General features: G+C 31.7%; 16 protein-coding genes and 1 other RNA gene. 5 read left to right on the top strand and 12 right to left on the bottom strand.

Features of this window, described 5'->3' with window-relative positions; all coding sequences use genetic code 11:
• Nucleotides 1-8: 8 nt before the first annotated feature.
• Genes D7I45_RS03775 through D7I45_RS03760 form a run of 4 tightly spaced genes read right to left on the bottom strand, consistent with a single transcriptional unit; the run spans nt 9 to nt 3,446 of the window.
• Complete coding sequence (locus D7I45_RS03775; RefSeq protein ID WP_120784423.1) at nt 9-929, bottom strand: RluA family pseudouridine synthase; 921 nt, start codon at nt 927-929, stop codon at nt 9-11.
• Nucleotides 925-1,377 carry a signal peptidase II gene (gene lspA, locus D7I45_RS03770; protein WP_120784422.1) on the bottom strand — a complete coding sequence of 151 codons (453 nt, stop codon included), beginning with the start codon at nt 1,375-1,377 and terminating at the stop codon, nt 925-927. Before lspA ends, D7I45_RS03775 begins: the two co-directional genes overlap by 5 nt.
• Before the next feature lie 11 nt (nt 1,378-1,388).
• Nucleotides 1,389-3,044: a formate--tetrahydrofolate ligase gene (locus D7I45_RS03765; protein ID WP_120784421.1), complete on the bottom strand. Its 1,656-nt coding sequence runs from the start codon at nt 3,042-3,044 to the stop codon at nt 1,389-1,391.
• A gap of 15 nt (nt 3,045-3,059) precedes the next feature.
• Nucleotides 3,060-3,446 (bottom strand): EbsA family protein, encoded by a 387-nt coding sequence (locus D7I45_RS03760; RefSeq protein WP_120784420.1) that lies wholly within the window; start codon nt 3,444-3,446, stop codon nt 3,060-3,062.
• Between the two features lie 32 nt (nt 3,447-3,478).
• Between D7I45_RS03760 and D7I45_RS03755 the strand changes: the two genes are divergently transcribed.
• On the top strand, nt 3,479-3,868 hold the full coding sequence (locus D7I45_RS03755; protein WP_120784419.1) for a ribonuclease HI family protein: 390 nt from the start codon (nt 3,479-3,481) through the stop codon (nt 3,866-3,868).
• Here D7I45_RS03755 and D7I45_RS03750 read toward each other — a convergent pair.
• The 5 genes from D7I45_RS03750 to D7I45_RS03730 form a co-directional block, all read right to left on the bottom strand.
• Entirely contained in the window at nt 3,865-4,992 is a 1,128-nt protein-coding gene (locus D7I45_RS03750; protein WP_120784418.1) for an NAD(P)/FAD-dependent oxidoreductase, read from the bottom strand. The two genes, D7I45_RS03755 and D7I45_RS03750, sit on opposite strands and share 4 nt — an antisense overlap.
• A 12-nt stretch (nt 4,993-5,004) precedes the next feature.
• Nucleotides 5,005-6,138, bottom strand: a complete 1,134-nt coding sequence (locus D7I45_RS03745) for a THUMP domain-containing class I SAM-dependent RNA methyltransferase (RefSeq protein WP_120784417.1) — start codon at nt 6,136-6,138, stop codon at nt 5,005-5,007.
• 72 nt (nt 6,139-6,210) lie between these two features.
• Nucleotides 6,211-6,587, bottom strand: an RNA gene (gene rnpB / locus D7I45_RS03740) — RNase P RNA component class B.
• 21 nt (nt 6,588-6,608) lie between these two features.
• Nucleotides 6,609-7,010: a cell division regulator GpsB gene (gene gpsB, locus D7I45_RS03735; protein ID WP_120784416.1), complete on the bottom strand. Its 402-nt coding sequence runs from the start codon at nt 7,008-7,010 to the stop codon at nt 6,609-6,611.
• A 69-nt stretch (nt 7,011-7,079) separates the two neighbouring features.
• The gene (locus D7I45_RS03730) at nt 7,080-7,646 is read right to left on the bottom strand and encodes an SLOG family protein (RefSeq protein ID WP_120784415.1); all 567 of its coding nucleotides are present in this window, start codon (nt 7,644-7,646) and stop codon (nt 7,080-7,082) included.
• A 97-nt stretch (nt 7,647-7,743) separates the two neighbouring features.
• On the opposite strand from D7I45_RS03730, the gene recU reads away from it, so the two are divergent.
• Nucleotides 7,744-8,355, top strand: a complete 612-nt coding sequence (recU, locus tag D7I45_RS03725; RefSeq protein ID WP_120784414.1) for a Holliday junction resolvase RecU — start codon at nt 7,744-7,746, stop codon at nt 8,353-8,355.
• A gap of 19 nt (nt 8,356-8,374) precedes the next feature.
• Nucleotides 8,375-10,654: a PBP1A family penicillin-binding protein gene (locus tag D7I45_RS03720; protein WP_120784413.1), complete on the top strand. Its 2,280-nt coding sequence runs from the start codon at nt 8,375-8,377 to the stop codon at nt 10,652-10,654.
• 44 nt (nt 10,655-10,698) lie between these two features.
• Here D7I45_RS03720 and D7I45_RS03715 read toward each other — a convergent pair whose 3' ends face one another.
• The 3 genes from D7I45_RS03715 to D7I45_RS03705 are packed head-to-tail and all read right to left on the bottom strand — an operon-like array spanning nt 10,699 to nt 14,672.
• On the bottom strand, nt 10,699-11,430 hold the full coding sequence (locus D7I45_RS03715) for a DnaD domain protein (protein WP_120784412.1): 732 nt from the start codon (nt 11,428-11,430) through the stop codon (nt 10,699-10,701).
• A gap of 17 nt (nt 11,431-11,447) precedes the next feature.
• Nucleotides 11,448-11,951: a cell wall elongation regulator TseB-like domain-containing protein gene (locus D7I45_RS03710; RefSeq protein WP_120784411.1), complete on the bottom strand. Its 504-nt coding sequence runs from the start codon at nt 11,949-11,951 to the stop codon at nt 11,448-11,450.
• 12 nt (nt 11,952-11,963) lie between these two features.
• Nucleotides 11,964-14,672 (bottom strand): exonuclease domain-containing protein, encoded by a 2,709-nt coding sequence (locus D7I45_RS03705; protein WP_120784410.1) that lies wholly within the window; start codon nt 14,670-14,672, stop codon nt 11,964-11,966.
• A gap of 162 nt (nt 14,673-14,834) precedes the next feature.
• On the opposite strand from D7I45_RS03705, the gene mvk reads away from it, so the two are divergent.
• Both mvk and mvaD read left to right on the top strand, forming a co-directional pair.
• Nucleotides 14,835-15,785, top strand: a complete 951-nt coding sequence (gene mvk, locus D7I45_RS03700) for a mevalonate kinase (protein WP_120784409.1) — start codon at nt 14,835-14,837, stop codon at nt 15,783-15,785.
• A complete protein-coding gene (gene mvaD, locus D7I45_RS03695) occupies nt 15,778-16,752 on the top strand; it encodes a diphosphomevalonate decarboxylase (RefSeq protein ID WP_120784408.1) in 975 nt (324 codons plus the stop codon). Before mvk ends, mvaD begins: the two co-directional genes overlap by 8 nt.
• Nucleotides 16,753-16,762 lie beyond the last annotated feature (10 nt).

Here is a 16,762-nt window from a genome sequence, read left to right as displayed (position 1 = left end):
AAATCCTCCTAATGAATATTTGCTTTGTTTCTTAACTTTTGAATTGTTTCTTGGAAAATTTCTGGAACTGGTCTTTCAAATACCAACTGCTCTTTAGTTCTAGGATGTATAAATCCTAATTTTTTAGCATGTAAGAATTGACCATTTCCATGAATAGTCTTCTTAGGACCATATAATGGATCACCTGCTAGAGGGTGTCCAATGTATTTCATGTGTACTCGAATTTGATGTGTTCTACCTGTTTCCAATACACATGAAACCAATGTATATTCTCCATATCTTTCAAGAACTTTAAAATGAGTTACAGCATGTTTTCCGTCTTCAATTACTGCCTGCTTTTTTCTATCCTTTTTAGATCTACCAATAGGAGCATTAATAGTACCAGTGTTTTCTTTAATATTACCGTGTACTAACGCTACATACTCTCTAATGTTAGATTTAGCTTTTAATTGTTTGGATAATGATTCATGTGCCATGTTGTTTTTAGCAACCATCAATAAACCAGAGGTATCTTTATCAATTCTATGAACAATACCTGGACGATAGGTTCCGTTTATATTAGACAATGGACAGTGATAAAGTAGCGCATTAACCAAGGTATGATTAGGATGACCAGGAGATGGATGAACTACCATTCCTTGTGGTTTGTTAACCACAATTACATCATCATCTTCGTATACGATATCTAAATCAATATTTTCGGGACAAAGATCAATAGTTTCAGGTTCTGGAATTTGAACAACTATCTCATCATCTGTTTTGGTTGAATATTTAGGTTTCTTGTTTTCGCCGTTAACAGTTATTAAGTGTTGTTCAATTAAATCTTTTACTCTAGAACGACTTAAATCACTAATATAGTCCGAAACTACTTTATCAAGTCGTTTACCTTGACTTTTATCTGTTACTTTAAAAGTTTTTGTATCTTTAATTTAAATCACCATCTTTAAATATTGCAATAAATAATAGGATAATACCAAATGTAATGCACATATCAGCAAAATTAAATACTGGGAAATTGATAAAATCAGTTTGAAACATATCTACTACATATCCGTCTAATAGACGATTGATAAAGTTACCAATAATACCACCCAATAATATAGTCATGCTAACTAGGTATAGTTTTTTTCCTTTGGATTGAATCATAAAATAAACCACCGCAATAATAGCTATAATAGTTATTATTGAAAATAGCCATTGTTGACCCGCAAGAATGCTCCAGGCAGCTCCGTCATTACGTAAGTTAGTAATAGAAAGAATACCAGGGATGAGTTCATGACTAGATTCCAAAGATACATTACTTGATATCCAAATTTTTATAGCTTGGTCGCAACCTACTAATACTAGGATGCTAAAAATTATATAAATAATTGGCATTTTTTATTCTCCTAAAATAACCCGGTTATAGTACCGTCGTTTTGAATATCCATATCTAATGCTGCTGGATGAGTTGGTAAACCAGGCATAGTTAATACCTTTCCAGTTAATACTACGATGAATCCTGCCCCTAATTTAGGTTGTAATTCACGTACATTAATAGTGAAGTCCTTAGGAGCTCCTAGTTGTTTTGCATCATCTGTAAATGAATATTGTGTTTTTGCGATACAGATTGGTAATTTATCCCAACCTCGTTTCTTAAGTTCAGTTAATTGTTTCTTAGCTTTAGAACTTAATACTACATCTTTACCACCATAGATTTTCTTAACTACTGAATTTAACTTAACCATGAAATCATCTTCATCATTGTATAGAGGGATGAATGGATCATCATTATCACATGCTTTTACCAATTCATTAGCTAATTCTGTAGCACCGGCTCCACCATTTTCCCAAACAGTGGTAGTGTATGACTTCACGCCTTGTTCAGAAATGAAATCAGTTAATGCATTAATTTCTTCTTCAGTGTCACTAGTGAATTTGTTAATAGCAACTACTACTGGTTTGCCATATTGTTTCATATTTTTAATATGACGGCCCAAGTTAGGTGCACCTTTTAGTAGCGCTTCTACATTTTCTTCATCTAAATTATCCTTAGCAACTCCACCATTTAATTTAAGCGCTCTAACAGTGGCTACCACTACAATTGCATCAGGACGTTTGCCTAGTGCTTTAGAAGTAATGTCTAAGAACTTTTCTCCTCCTAAATCAGCACCAAATCCTGCTTCAGTTATTGCATAATCAGAATAGTTTATAGCTGCTTTAGTAGCTAAAATACTGTTGCATCCATGGGCAATATTAGCAAATGGTCCACCATGAACAAATGCAGGAGTATGTTCTAGGGTTTGAACTAAGTTAGGTTTAATAGCGTCTTTCAATAGTAATGCAAGAGCACCAGTAACTTTCAAATCTCCTACAGTAACTGGTTCTCTATCATAGTTATAACCAATTATGATTTTGCTTAAACGTTGTTTTAAGTCGTCTAAATTATTACTTAGACATAAAATAGCCATAATTTCACTAGCTACAGTGATATCAAAACCATCTTCACGAGGAACTCCTGAAGTACGGCCACCTAAACCAACAATAACATGTCTTAATTCACGGTCATTAATATCAACTACTCGTTTCCAAGTAACAGTACGAGGATCAATATTAAGTTCATTTCCATGATGAATGTGGTTATCGATAAGAGCAGATAATGTGTCATGTGCTTCAGTGATAGCTGGAAAGTCACCAGTGAAGAATAAATTAATATCTTCCATTGGTGCAACTTGTGCGTATCCACCACCAGTTGCTCCACCCTTGATACCCATTACAGGTCCTAAGGAAGGTTCTCTTAATGCAATAGCACATGATTTGTTAATGCGCTTAAATGCGTCGCCCAGTCCGATAGTCAAGGTAGTTTTTCCTTCACCGGCAGCAGTAGGATTAATAGAAGTAACTAGGATTAGTTTTCCGTTTTTTTCACCAGAAAAAGGAAGGTTTATTTTGGCTTTGTATTTTCCATAAGGTTCTAATTGGTCTTCGTTAATGCCTAGTTGGGCTGCTATTTCATTTATATTTTGTAATTGAGCTGATTGTGATATTTCAATATCTGTTTTCATATAGTTATCGTCTCCCTATTGATGGTTAAGAATGTTGTCTAATTCGATGATGGAATTAGCAGGTAATAGTAATTGATAAGTTTTGTTATTAATTACTATGGTAGCACGATGCTTAGTAAAATTAACAGACTTAATTTCATTGATGTTTACTTTGATCCAGTTAGGATTCATAACTTTACTAATGGTTAATTCATCGTTTTCAATGGTTATTTTTCTAAAGATTATTTGGAAAATAGCAAATAATAGAAAAACTAAAAAGAAGAAAATAGTAATCCATTGAATAACAGTGACTTCCAGCCAAAAAATAATGGCTAAAAATAGTAAAGCAAAAGTCCAACTCCATGTAATTACACTATATAGTGGTTCCGGTTGGTATAAAAAAGTTCTTTTTTGAGTTATCATTAAGAAAAACCTTCCTTTGGAGAATTTATATTATGTTTAAATTATACACTGATGCGGCCACAATGAACAAATCTGGTAAAAGTTCTTGTGGAATTTTAATTGTTCATGACAAAGAGCAATATCAACATAAAATTAAATTAGAATCATTGGATAATCATCATGCAGAATTTGAAGCATGTCTACAAGGCTTTCGTATACTATCTAAGTTTGCTACTAAAGATGATATAGTTTTGTATTACACTGATAGCAAGATTGTTTATGATAGTTTACAAAAGCAATATGCCAAGCATTATCAAGAATATGTTGATTTAATTATGAATGAACAACAAAAGTTTCAATTGGTTATGAATAATTGGATTTCTGATACAAAAAATGAAGGCGCTCATAATCTTGCGATTCAAGGCCTTCATAAATTTTATTAATTATTATTTAGTTTTATATAGTTAACAATTGGTTTTCTATATTCTTCTAAGTTGGATACATTATGATTTAGACTCAAATTAGCTAAAATCTTTCCAACTAATGGTCCTGTAGTTAATCCTGAAGATCCTAGTCCACCACCGACTAGGATATTTTTGTATCCAGGAACTACACCAAAGAATGGGCCATAGTCATTAGTATAACCTCTAGTCCCAGTTTTTACTCGAATTAGATTATCTACACTAATGTTATTTACTAGTGATTTGGCACTATTTAGTAAACTGTCTGTTATGTCATCGTCAATTGATAAATCAAAGCCTTTATCATCTTCATGACTAGCTCCGATAATTAATCTGGATTTGCCTACGGGGATGAAATCTGATTCACCTTCAGGCATTAATACAGGCATGTTTTGGTCTGAATTAGCTACTTGATTGATTGCCAATTCGATTAATTGACCCTTTTGTGCTCTAGTATCAACAGTTAAAGGTAAAGATTCTAAGACCTTTTTAGTCCATGCTCCTGTAGCCAAAATAATCTTATCAAATTGATATGATTTATCATTAACAAGGATATTGCCATCATCATTTAACTTAGCGTAATCATTAATAATAGATAAGTTAATCTTTTTAGCAATATTTTTTAAGTGGTTGGTATATTTGGCACCATCTAATCTTGCCCCACCTGACACATAAACACCAGGTAAAGAATGATCCAGAATAGGAATATATTCCTTCACTTCATTTGGAGTTAATTTGATCACATCACCAATAGTTTCTGTTTGAGATGTACGCTTTAAAGCTAAATCATATAACTCTTGTAATTTATCGGGATTATCTCTGGTGATGATAGTACCACATTGATTGTAAATATCTTCAGGCATATTTGTATCCATTGCAATTTGTTTTAACAATGTTGCACCATCTTGTGCTAAGTTATACCATTTTTTATTTCTACGTTTTGATAACCATGGTGAAATGATACCAGCAGCAGCTTTAGTAGCTTGTCCATTTCCATCATCAAACATGGTTACTTCAATGTTTTCAGCATCGGAATCTTGACTTAAGTAATATGCCGCTGTGGAACCGATGATTCCACCACCAATAATAGCTATTTTTTTAGTCAAATTTGACATCCTTTATTTTCTAATCTTTCTTCCCCAGAATTGGAAGTAATCGGTTCTTAAATAACCGTTATATAATTTTCTGGTTTTAGTTGCTGATTGACCATAGAATTTTTCAAACTCTAAGTCACTAGTTAAAAAGTACTTTGACCAACTAGTCATAGGTTTAAATACTTTACCTAGGCCCTTGTATAATTTTCTAACGGTTGCCTTATCATCCAAACGTTCACCATAAGGAGGATTAGAAACTACAACTCCGTTAATTTTATCAGTCTTAAAGTCTAGAACTGATAATTGCTTGAATTTAATATCATGTAGTAGGCCTACTTCTTGAGCATTAACTTTAGCAATATCAATCATATTACCATCAACATCAGAAGCCATAATGTCTACTTCTTTATCATAATCAGCCTTTTCATCAGCTTCATTTCTTACTTCTTCAGAAATCTTCTTATCTAACCAGTCCCATTTTTCACATGCAAAGTCACGATTGAAACCAGGAGCAATATTTCTAGCAATTAATGCAGCTTCAATTGGAATAGTTCCTGAACCACACATAGGATCTAGAAATGGCATATCAGGATACCAATTAGTTAATAAAATTAATGCAGCAGCCATATTTTCCTTAATAGGAGCAGGACCTTTAGCTACACGATAACCACGTTTAAATAAACTTTCACCAGTAGTATCTAGTGTAACCATAACTTTATTTTTGTTTATTCTAGTTTCTAATTGATATAGTTGTCCGGTTTCAGGTAGACGGGTTCTTCTGTGGTAAGTTTCATTTAGTTTATTTACTACCGCTTTTTTAGCAATAGCTTGAACATCAGGAACACTGTGTAAGACAGAATTATGAGATCTACCTTTCATAGGAAATTGTGCATCCATAGGAAGTAATTCGTCCCAAGGCAAACTTTTTACATTTTGGAATAATTCTTCAAATGTTTTTGCAGTGAATTCACCTACAATTATTTCAACTCTATCGGCGGTACGTAACCATAAATTAGTATTAATAATATCTTTTATAGTTCCATAGAAGATAACACGTCCGTTTTGAACCTGTACTTCATAGCCTAAATCTCTTAATTCTTTTCCGACAAGTGCTTCTATACCAGCAGCACAAGTTGCCATTAATTTAAATTTTTTCATTTAATTCATCCTTTTTAAGAATATAAAAAAAGGGAGGAAGAAAACTTCCACCCTTGCCTGAATGGTGTACATTCCTGTAAGCCATGTTTTGTGCTTTCTGATTAAGTCAGGCCTTAACAAGAAAGTAGTAATCATCTATCTGAGAAATAAAATTTCTCCCCCACACTTGGTTCAATTTCCGTGTGTGAAGCTCCCCTACCAAAGTTTGGGTTTCCCGCTCGCGGGGTTTACCGCGTTCCACCATTACCGTTTCCGATAATGTATCGTTACTGTGGCACTTTCAGGAGTATTAAAGCATAGTAAAACCTTAGCTCGTTTCTCCGCCATAACTACCATAAGGTAGTCCCCCGGCTTATTTTTTCACCGAGCACGAACACTACAAGCATCGCAGCTTGTGCGAGAGTGGACTTTCCTCAGCCAACATAAGCTGGCCGCGATTACTCAAAATATACACCGTTTATAACAGTTTATTAATATCTATCAACGCTGCTTGGACCCTCAGTAGTACCAAATACACGTTGTTCCAAATTGGAAACTCGTTTTAGTAGTTCATTTTCAACATCATTGTTGGAAGAGTTACCACTAAAAGATTCGTGATTTGAGGACTCAGTATTATCATCGTTGAAATATCCGGATGGACGAATAGATGGTTCATCAGAACTAGGTTGAACGCCTTGGCTCTTTAGTCTCTTAATTTCCATCTTTAATTGACTGTTTTCATTAGATAATCTACTAATGTTATCTTCAAATTCTTGATAGTCTTTAATAATTCCATCCAAGAAAGTATCAACTTCACTTGGATCGTACCCTCTCATCTTTTGCGTAAATGCTTTTTCTAAGATGTCTTTAGGGGTAAATTGAATATTGTTCATCATTCACACCTCAAATCATAAATAATCACGAACAAATATTATTTTAACAGAAATTTATATAAATTCAAATCATTCTTGAAAATTATCTAAATTATTTTGATATTCGTTAGCTGCTTCTTGTAATTCATCAAAATCAATTAACCTATATTCATAGTCATGATTTTCTGCGTATAGCTTAATTCTTTCATAATCATACTTGGTTTTTCCAGGATTATCAGCATCATATATTAATAAAGCCTTATCAGTATGGGTTAACATAAATTCTTGATATGCCCTTAACTGCATTGGAGATTTATAAGGTTCATTAGATACACTAGCAGTAAAATCTACGGAAGATTTTCTTTTTGACAGATTCAATTGATTATCTTCATTCCATTGATTACCAAATTCTTTAAAAGGAAGCATCATAGATGTTTGAAATTCATCAGGAAAATCTTCTTTTAAACTGTTTGCTACATCAATGGTCCATTGTTCCACTCCCAATTGACCACCAGTTATAATCCAGTCACAACCATCGATAATAGATTGTTCTAAGTTAGTTTTAATTACATTCTTTATCACGATTTCTTTGGGATCATCTTTTTTAAAAATACCTAACTCATAACTTCTATAACCAGTCACCCAAAGTCTGGACATAATAATATCTCTCCTTATTATTAACTTTTTATCACTAATGGTATAATATCATTAATATACTTATGACAATAATATATTATTTTGAAAGGTGGTTTAAATGGCTATTCGTTATCCAAATGGGAAACGGTTTAACGGAAACACTAGACACACTAATCAACCTTCTAAAAACAAATACATAAAGCCAGTATTACATGGTGGACGTGGAATGACTTTAGAAGATGAGTTAAATGAAAGTAACGAGTACTATTTAAGTCAAGGTACGGCAGTGATTCATAAGAAACCTACTCCAATACAGATAGTAAAAGTAGATTATCCTAGAAGAAGCGCTGCCGTTATAAAAGAAGCTTATTTTAGACGAGCTTCCACTACAGACTATAATGGTGTCTACAAAGGAAAATACATTGATTTTGATGCCAAAGAAACCAAAAATAAAACTTCCTTTCCATTAGCTAACTTTCATAAGCATCAGGTTGAGCATATGCGTGTTTGTGAGAAAAATGGTGGCATATGTTTCGCTATGATAAAATTCGTATCTACCGATGAATTGTTCCTATTAAAGGCTTCTGATTTATTTTACTATTGGGATAATCAATTTAAAGGTGGCAGAAAGTCTATAAAAAAGGATATAATTGAGAAACTTGGATACAAAATTGATTATTCATTAAATCCACTTATACCTTATTTAGATGCTGTGGATAAATTAATTTAGACCGCAAAGGAGAATAAAAATGTCTCAGAATAATCCAAATCAGGACAGTCGTGTCCAAAGAAATCAGAAAAAGTATAAGTCAAGAAGCGCAGCTAAGATTATTAAAAATGTAATCTTGGGTGGCTTTGGACTTATTTCATTATTTATAATTTTGGGAGCAATAGTATTTAGTATATATGCTTCTAACGCTCCTGAAATTTCATATCAATCTTTAGCAAGTGATAACTCTACTAAGATTTATGATAATTCTAATCACGTTATTTCACGTTTAGGAATTCAAGATCGTGATTATGTGAAATCTAATGATATTCCCAACCAGTTAAAGGCAGCGGTTGTATCAATTGAAGATCGTAGATTTTACAAACATCATGGTGTTGATCCAATTAGAATTATGGGTGCTTCCCTTTCTAACGTAACTTCAGGTTCATTGAACTTACAAGGTGGTTCTACACTAACTCAACAATTAGTTAAGTTGTCAGTATTCTCTACTGCAGCTTCTGATAGAACTATGAAACGTAAAGCTCAAGAAGCTTGGTTAGCTTTAAAGGTTGAAAGAACCTATTCTAAGCAACAAATCCTAGAATTCTATATAAATAAGGTTTACATGGGTAACAATGTATATGGGATGCAAACAGCTTCCGAATACTACTTTGGAAAACCATTAAATGAAATTTCATTGGCACAAACAGCTATGCTAGCCGGTATGCCACAATCACCAAGTTACTATAATCCATATGTATATCCTAAGTTTGCTAAGCAACGTCGTGATGAAGTATTAAGATCAATGGTTAAGGCAGGAGTTATTTCACAAAGTCAAGCCAATGATGCAATTAATACAAGCATTACTACTGGATTAAAGAAGAGTCATAAGGATAACAGTTTAAATTCTGTAAAAGAAAAATATGTAGATTCTTATCTAAAACAAGTTATTCAAGAATTGAAATCTAAGGGTTACAACACTCAATCTGGTCTAAAGGTATACACTAACTTAGATTTATCTGCTCAAAAGAAATTATACAGTCTAGCTAACAACGACCCTTCTGTTGGATTCCCAAACAGCAGTATGCAAGTTGGTGCTACATTAGTTGATCCAAAGACTGGTGCTGTTAATGCTATGATTGGTAGCCGTAAAACCGATGTTCAATTTGGTTTAAACCGTGCGGTTCAAACTGATAGATCAAGTGGTTCTACTTCTAAGCCATTAATGGATTATGGTCCAGCTATTGAATATCTAAACTACCCTACTTATCAACAAGTTCACGATACTCCATATACTTATGCCGGAACTAACGTATCATTAAGAGATTTCGATAACCGTTATCAAGGAACTATTTCAATGCATAAAGCATTAGTTGAATCTAGAAATATTCCAGCTATCAGAACTCTTCAAAATGTTGGAATTAATCAAGCTACAAACTTCTTAAGTTCATTAGGTATGAACTTTAGTAATCAATTATCATTGCAAAATGGTATTGGTTTATACATTTCTACTGAACAAGAAGCAGCTGCATATTCAGCATTTGCTAACCAAGGTGTTTACCATAAACCATACTTAATTAGCAGAATTGATACTCCAGATGGCGTATCTCATGATTTCTCATCTGATGGTCAAAGAGCTATGAGCCCTGCTACAGCATTCATGATGACATCAATGCTAAAAGGTGTTGTAGACATGCCAGATGGTTCTGGTACTGCTGCTCATATACCTGGCCTTCCTCAAGCTGGTAAGACAGGTACTACTCAATATCCTGACGGTGTATATAAAGGTTACTTACCTGCTTATGCCGCAATGGATTCATGGTTTACTGGATATACTCCAAATTATTCACTATCTGTTTGGACTGGTTATGATCACCCATATGAAACTGGAAATTATATCACTGCTCAACAAACAGAAATTGCCCAACGAATATACAAGTATGAAATGCAATATCTATCACAAAATGTATCTCATGATGATTGGACAAAACCAAGTAATGTAACTATGGTTAAGGCTAATGGATTGAATGAATACTACAAGGATGGTCATTCAGATATTCAACCTGATAAAACCACTGGCTTCAAAGGTGCTTCATTAAGCAGCATATTGAATAATAACAATAACCAAAAGAAGACAGACACTAACAATAATAAAGAAAATCAAGACAAGGATTCAAAGAAAGATAAAGACGATGCTAGCAAGTCATCATCTGGATCTGGAAACAACCCAGATGATAAAAGCAGTTCACAAAGCAGTAGCTCTAGTCAAAGTAGTTCTAGCAGCAGTAGTCAACAATCTTCATCATCATCCAGTCACTGATTAAACTAAAAGAGCGATTAACTTTTTAAGTTAATCGCTCTTTTTTATTTATCAATTTTAAATAATGGAATATCAGTCTTAGGACTATTATTTGAAGAATTATTCTGTTGACCAGATGGTTTAAATTTATCTTCACGATTACGGCGGTTTCTTTCAACATCCGCTGGAGTTTTAATATTGGCTTTTTCCCAATTAATCAAAATTCTATCAATGTATTTTAGACTATATACTTGATTTAGTACTGATTCACGCAAAGCTAATTCAATCATCTTAGGCTTGTAATTATCTTCTTCTAGCCACTGATTAATAGTTTCAATTTCAATAGGAGAAAGTGGTCTACCAAATTCAGATTCAATTTGGTTAAATACCCCTTTTCTATCTGATTCAGTCATAGTGTCTTTACTATTAGGCTTAACGTTAATTTCATAATCAGAATTGTCACTTTGATGAGATAATTCTGACAACTTATCATACATTAGTGAGAAATCATAAACATCAAATGATTGACCGTTTCTATCATTTAATGTTTTTATTCGCATTAATTTCTTTTGAATTAATTCATGCAATACTTGGTATGCTTTATTCTGTGAAAAACCTGTGCTTTCTGTTATTTCATTGATATCTGGGAAATAATTACCCATATCCATGTTTCTTTTGATTTGTAGGTAAATAATCAATTGATTACTAGACATGCCTATTTTAGGGTAATTTTTTAGCAAATAATTAGGTATAGAGGTTTGACCAGTTTGAAGTAACGTCTTTGCAAATTTATCCATTATATCCTCTCCTAATTTTAAATATTAGCAATAAAACGAACAATTTTTCCAGTCTTAAAATCAACTATGGCGTAATTTAATTCATTTTGTGATCCAAAGTAACTAACTGACCAGGCAGCTTTTCCATTATAAATGGTTGGTGCTACACCTATCAATTTACTAATCTTATATTTTTGGTTAGTTATTTGTTCTGCTTGTTCGGCGCTAATAGCACTTTTGGTGCTTTGCACTACAATGTTTCCTGTTTTCTTTTCAATAATGGCATAAACCTTGTTATTGTTTTTATCGGAACCCTTAATGGTGTAATAAGTACGGTTAAGATCAGACATATAGAAATGATCCACTTTTTTAATGCCTACTTTACGTTCTGCTAAAGAAATAGCTTGATGTTTAGCATTAGATATAGGCTGACGTGCCCATAATAATAACCCTATAAATATTACGAATAATATTATGGCCAAAATTATTACCCATTTAACTACTTTTTTATAGTTAATTTTTTTAAAGAAATTTAAAATCATGATTTCACCTCACTATAATTTTTTAAATGTATCAATAATTTCTCTTTTATTCATAGAAGTTGGCTTAATATGATTTGGAATCAACTCAAATAAGTTATTGCCATAAGGTCCATCTACTATTTCTTTATCTCGTAGATATATAATCCCTTTTCCGTTAGATAATGAAATTATATTTTTAATAGCTTCCTTAATGTTTATGATACCTAAAGGAATGGATAATCCATCGTTAGGATTTCCATATTCTTTATTAATTAAATCATATTCAGCTTGTAAATAAATATTATCAAATTCGTTTATAGATAGTGAATCAATTATTAAAATATTTATAAATTTATGTTTTTCTTTAAGTTCTTCTAATAACTCATTATCACCTATCACGATGTTATTTCTAGATGAAATGAATTTTTTGACCACTTTACTATTATTTCGGTTAAGTTCCTGGCTTAAAATAACGGTATTTTCGTTAACTGAAGAATCTTTTAACTTACGAGATATCTCATTAATTCTAGATTGTGATTCAGCTAATATAAACACATTACCGGAATTATATTGCATTAATTTTTCTATAGGCATAGGAATTTGTAATGATTCGTCTAAGATTAACTTAAATTTATCATTTAAATTGGTTTCATCTTCAAATTTAATCATTCTAGTATTCTTACGTTTCAATTCTAATTGGTCATAGAAAAATTGTGATCTCTTAGATGAATATACGGAAGAATCTAAAAAGATTATCTTATTAAAGACACTGTATATATCATTAGACAATATATTCTTATTTCGAATCATACCACCCTTAAACATTGCATTTTGTATATCTTTATCTTCATTTAAGAATAATGCAAAAACGGTTGGATCCTTATGTTTTACTAAACTATTAATCCGTAAAATATTACTTTCTATAAAGGTCATATATTCATTGATTTTATCAAAGAATGCGTACAATATACCTTTATCCTCTCCACTAAAGTGATTCATTTTACGTTTTAAACTATCGATTAAGTCTAAACAGGTTTGTTGATTTCTGCCCAATGACTTAAATAATGATGATTTACTATTAATAAATTTAGCAAACCGTTGATCGTCTATATTTAATGTATAGCCGTTAGCTACTTTAATTAAATTCTTTTTAGCATAAAAATTGTTAACTAAGCCGTCTTTTATGTTTTCAATTTGATCACTAGATTTATTTATTATATTTTCTAGTTTCTTAACTAATGCTTTTTTAGCTTTAGAATGCTGGAATATATCATAAATATTTCTATTATGAGTTTGATATAACATGTTAACGATATGGTTAACTACAATACGGTTCTCGCTCAAACTAAAATTAACGCGGTGATAATTTAATGCGTGTTTAGCTAATTGACGAGAATCCTTAATTACTAAGAATGAATTATTAGTGCTTAATTCTTTAGCATGGGTTAATAAATAATTGTGTGACACTAATACAATGTTTGCAGTATTAAAATCATTAGATAGTCGTTTAATATAGTATCCATGATTTTGTTCGTCACTTACTACATTTAAGAAGTAATTTTGATTATTATCTTTTTTAAGTCTTAATTCGTTAATATCCCCTGTTTTAGTGAAAGTAAGCCAAACTAAAATTTTACATTTTAAAAATTGAGTATTTTTAGATGAACTTTGTACTTTTAAGGTATTAGCAAATTTATCTAAATCAATGTAGTCAGATATAGAATGCAATACAATGCATTTTAATTTGGTATTATTAATTTTATTTAATTTATTAATTTGTGTGATTATAGATGAATCACCATTATAGTCTTCATCAGCGGCTATTATTATCTTTTGATTAGACTTCAATAGATAACTTAATGGGAATAAATACCCAAAGTCATAATTAAATTCATCATTTTCTTCTATCAATAATTTATTGCTGACTTTTTTACTGTGATAATTTCCATAAATGGAATTCATTAACTTATTTTCAGTTAAAGTAAAATCTACTATACCACTAAACATTTTTTGCTTTTTCCGCTTATTATTAGGATATTTAGGCATCTCTATGGGTTCATCTTGACGGTATTTAATCTTTCTTACTTGTAGTCCTCGAATATTCTTTATTTTAGGATTATCAACGTCTTTTTTGAGATTAAATGCACGTTTGAACATATCTATGGTATTCATAGGTAATGATGGATTAATATCTAATATTTGTTTAACGGTGGCTTTAGGCAAATTTTCTAGTTGATGTAGTAGGATAATTAAAATCTTGGCAGTGGCTAGAGCATCACTGCTAGATGAGTGGGGATGCTTATGAATTATATTCAAGCTTTTACTTAAATCAGTTAATTTATAACTGGATTCTGTTGGCAACAAAAGTTGACTAAGCGTAACAGTATCAATCGCTTTATTAGTTAAAAGTTTATGATTAGAACGTTCTAGTTCTAAGTTAATAAATGGAAAATCGAAATTAACATTATGTGCAACAAAAACTGTATTCTTTAATAAATTATAAATTTGATCAGCTACTTCTGAAAAAGTTGGAGAGTCCTCCACTGTTTTATTAGAAATACCTGTCAATTTAGTAATTTCATTTGGAATGTCCATTTCTGGATTAATAAATGAATTAAATGAACCAATTATTTTATTATTTTGCACAAATGTACAACTAAACTGAATAATACGATTATTTCCATTTGATTGACTACTTCCAGTAGTTTCAATATCAACTACTGAAAAGACGGTATTGCTCATAATTATATCCACCAATCTTCTTAGAAAATACTTACCCTTATCATACTACATTTTGGTTTCTCATATCTATTAATTTTATAAACAGTATTAATAATACAAGAGATATTTTTATTATAGTGAATTTATGATAATATTAAAATCAAGAGAAAGTGAGCGATAATATTGACAAATGTAGCTATAGGGCATAGTCATGCCAAAATAATTTTAATGGGAGAACATAGTGTGGTTTATGGTCAACCAGCTATTGCCCTACCAATCTCAAAAATTGACTTAAATGTAACTATTAAGGAAAGAGAATCAGGCATTTATATTAATAGTAAATATTATATTGGGAATATAAATGGATTACCAAATGACTTATTAGGAATTAAAAACTTAATCGATAGTATTTTGGAAAAATTGTCTAAAGAAGATGCGTCTTTTGAAATGACTATCGAAAGTAGCATACCTTCTGAACGTGGAATGGGATCATCAGCTGCCACTTCAGTTGCTATCGTTAAAGCTTTATATAATTTCTTTAACGTCACTTTAACTAAGCCTGTATTGTTAAAATTAAGTAATATTGAAGAAACTATCACTCATGGAAATCCATCAGGACTTGATACAGCCACTGCTGGATCAGACAACCCAGTATGGTTTATACGTAATAAAGTTTTACATGAAATAGATTTTAACTTGGATGCTGTATTGGTAATAGCTGATTCAGGTATTAAAGGTAGAACTGATATTGCTATTAACTATGTAAAGCAACAATTAGCAAATAATAAATCTGCAACTAAAAAGTCTATTAAACATATTGGTCAACTAGTAACTAAAGCAAGACAAGATATTGAAAATAACAATCCTGAAGAATTAGGATATTTAATGTCAGAAAACCAGAAAGAACTAAAGAATCTACGAGTAAGTAATTCTAAAATTGATGAATTGGTTGAAATTGCTAATAAAAATGGTTCATTAGGTACTAAGTTAACTGGTAGTGGCCTTGGAGGATGTGTAATTGCCCTAGCTAAAAACTTAACTGATGCTGAAGCAATTGTTAGCGCATTAACCAAAGCTGGTGCACTAGAAACTTGGATTCAACCTTTTAAGAGTACAGGAGGAAAAAATGATTAATCATGGTAAAAAAATTACCGCTAGAGCGCATACAAACATTGCACTAGTTAAGTATTGGGGTAAAGAAAACGAAAGCCTTATTATACCTAAAAACAGCAGTTTATCTTTAACATTAGACGAATTTTACACTGATACTAGTGTTGTTTTTAACGGTGATTTGCATGAAGATGAATTTACTATTAATAATCATTCAGTAAATGACGATAGATTAGTTGATTTTATGAATGTAGTTAGAAAAAAAGCAAACATTTCAGAATTTGCACAAGTTCAATCAACTAATCATGTTCCTACTTCTGCTGGTTTAGCTTCATCTGCTTCCGCCTATGCTGCATTAGCGGCTGCTGCAAGTAAAGCAGCTGGATTGAATTTAAATGATAAAGAATTATCTAAATTAGCTAGACGTGGTTCAGGTTCAGCTACTAGATCTATATTCGGTGGTTTTGCTGCTTGGAATAAAGGAAATGACGATGATTCATCATATGGCTACAGCATTCAAGATCCTGTAAAAATGGATATTAAAATGATTGCTATAATACTTAATGGTTCACCTAAGAAGATTAGTAGTAGAAAAGGAATGAAAATTTCTGTAGAAACCTCACCCTACTACGATAGTTGGATAAAACAAACCAATCATGATTTTTCTGTTGTAAAACAAGCCATTGAAGACAATGACTTTACTACTTTAGGAAAAACTGCTGAATTAAATGCCATGAGAATGCATTCACTAACATTAAGTTCTAACCCATCATATCTATACCTTAATGAAGATAGTTTGAGGGTTATAGAAATGGTTAAAGCATTAAGAGATAATGGTATCGAATGCTATTACACTATGGATGCTGGACCTAATGTTAAAATCATTTGTCAAAATAAAAACGTCAAAAATATTGTTAATAAACTGGAACAATATTTTGCATCAGATAAAATTAAGGTATCTGGGCCAGGAGAGAAAATTAAGTATTTGTAAGTTAGAAAGG

This window comes from Apilactobacillus bombintestini, from assembly GCF_003627035.1.
Lineage (GTDB): Bacteria > Bacillota > Bacilli > Lactobacillales > Lactobacillaceae > Apilactobacillus > Apilactobacillus bombintestini.
This window is presented reverse-complemented; position numbering and strand designations above follow the sequence as displayed.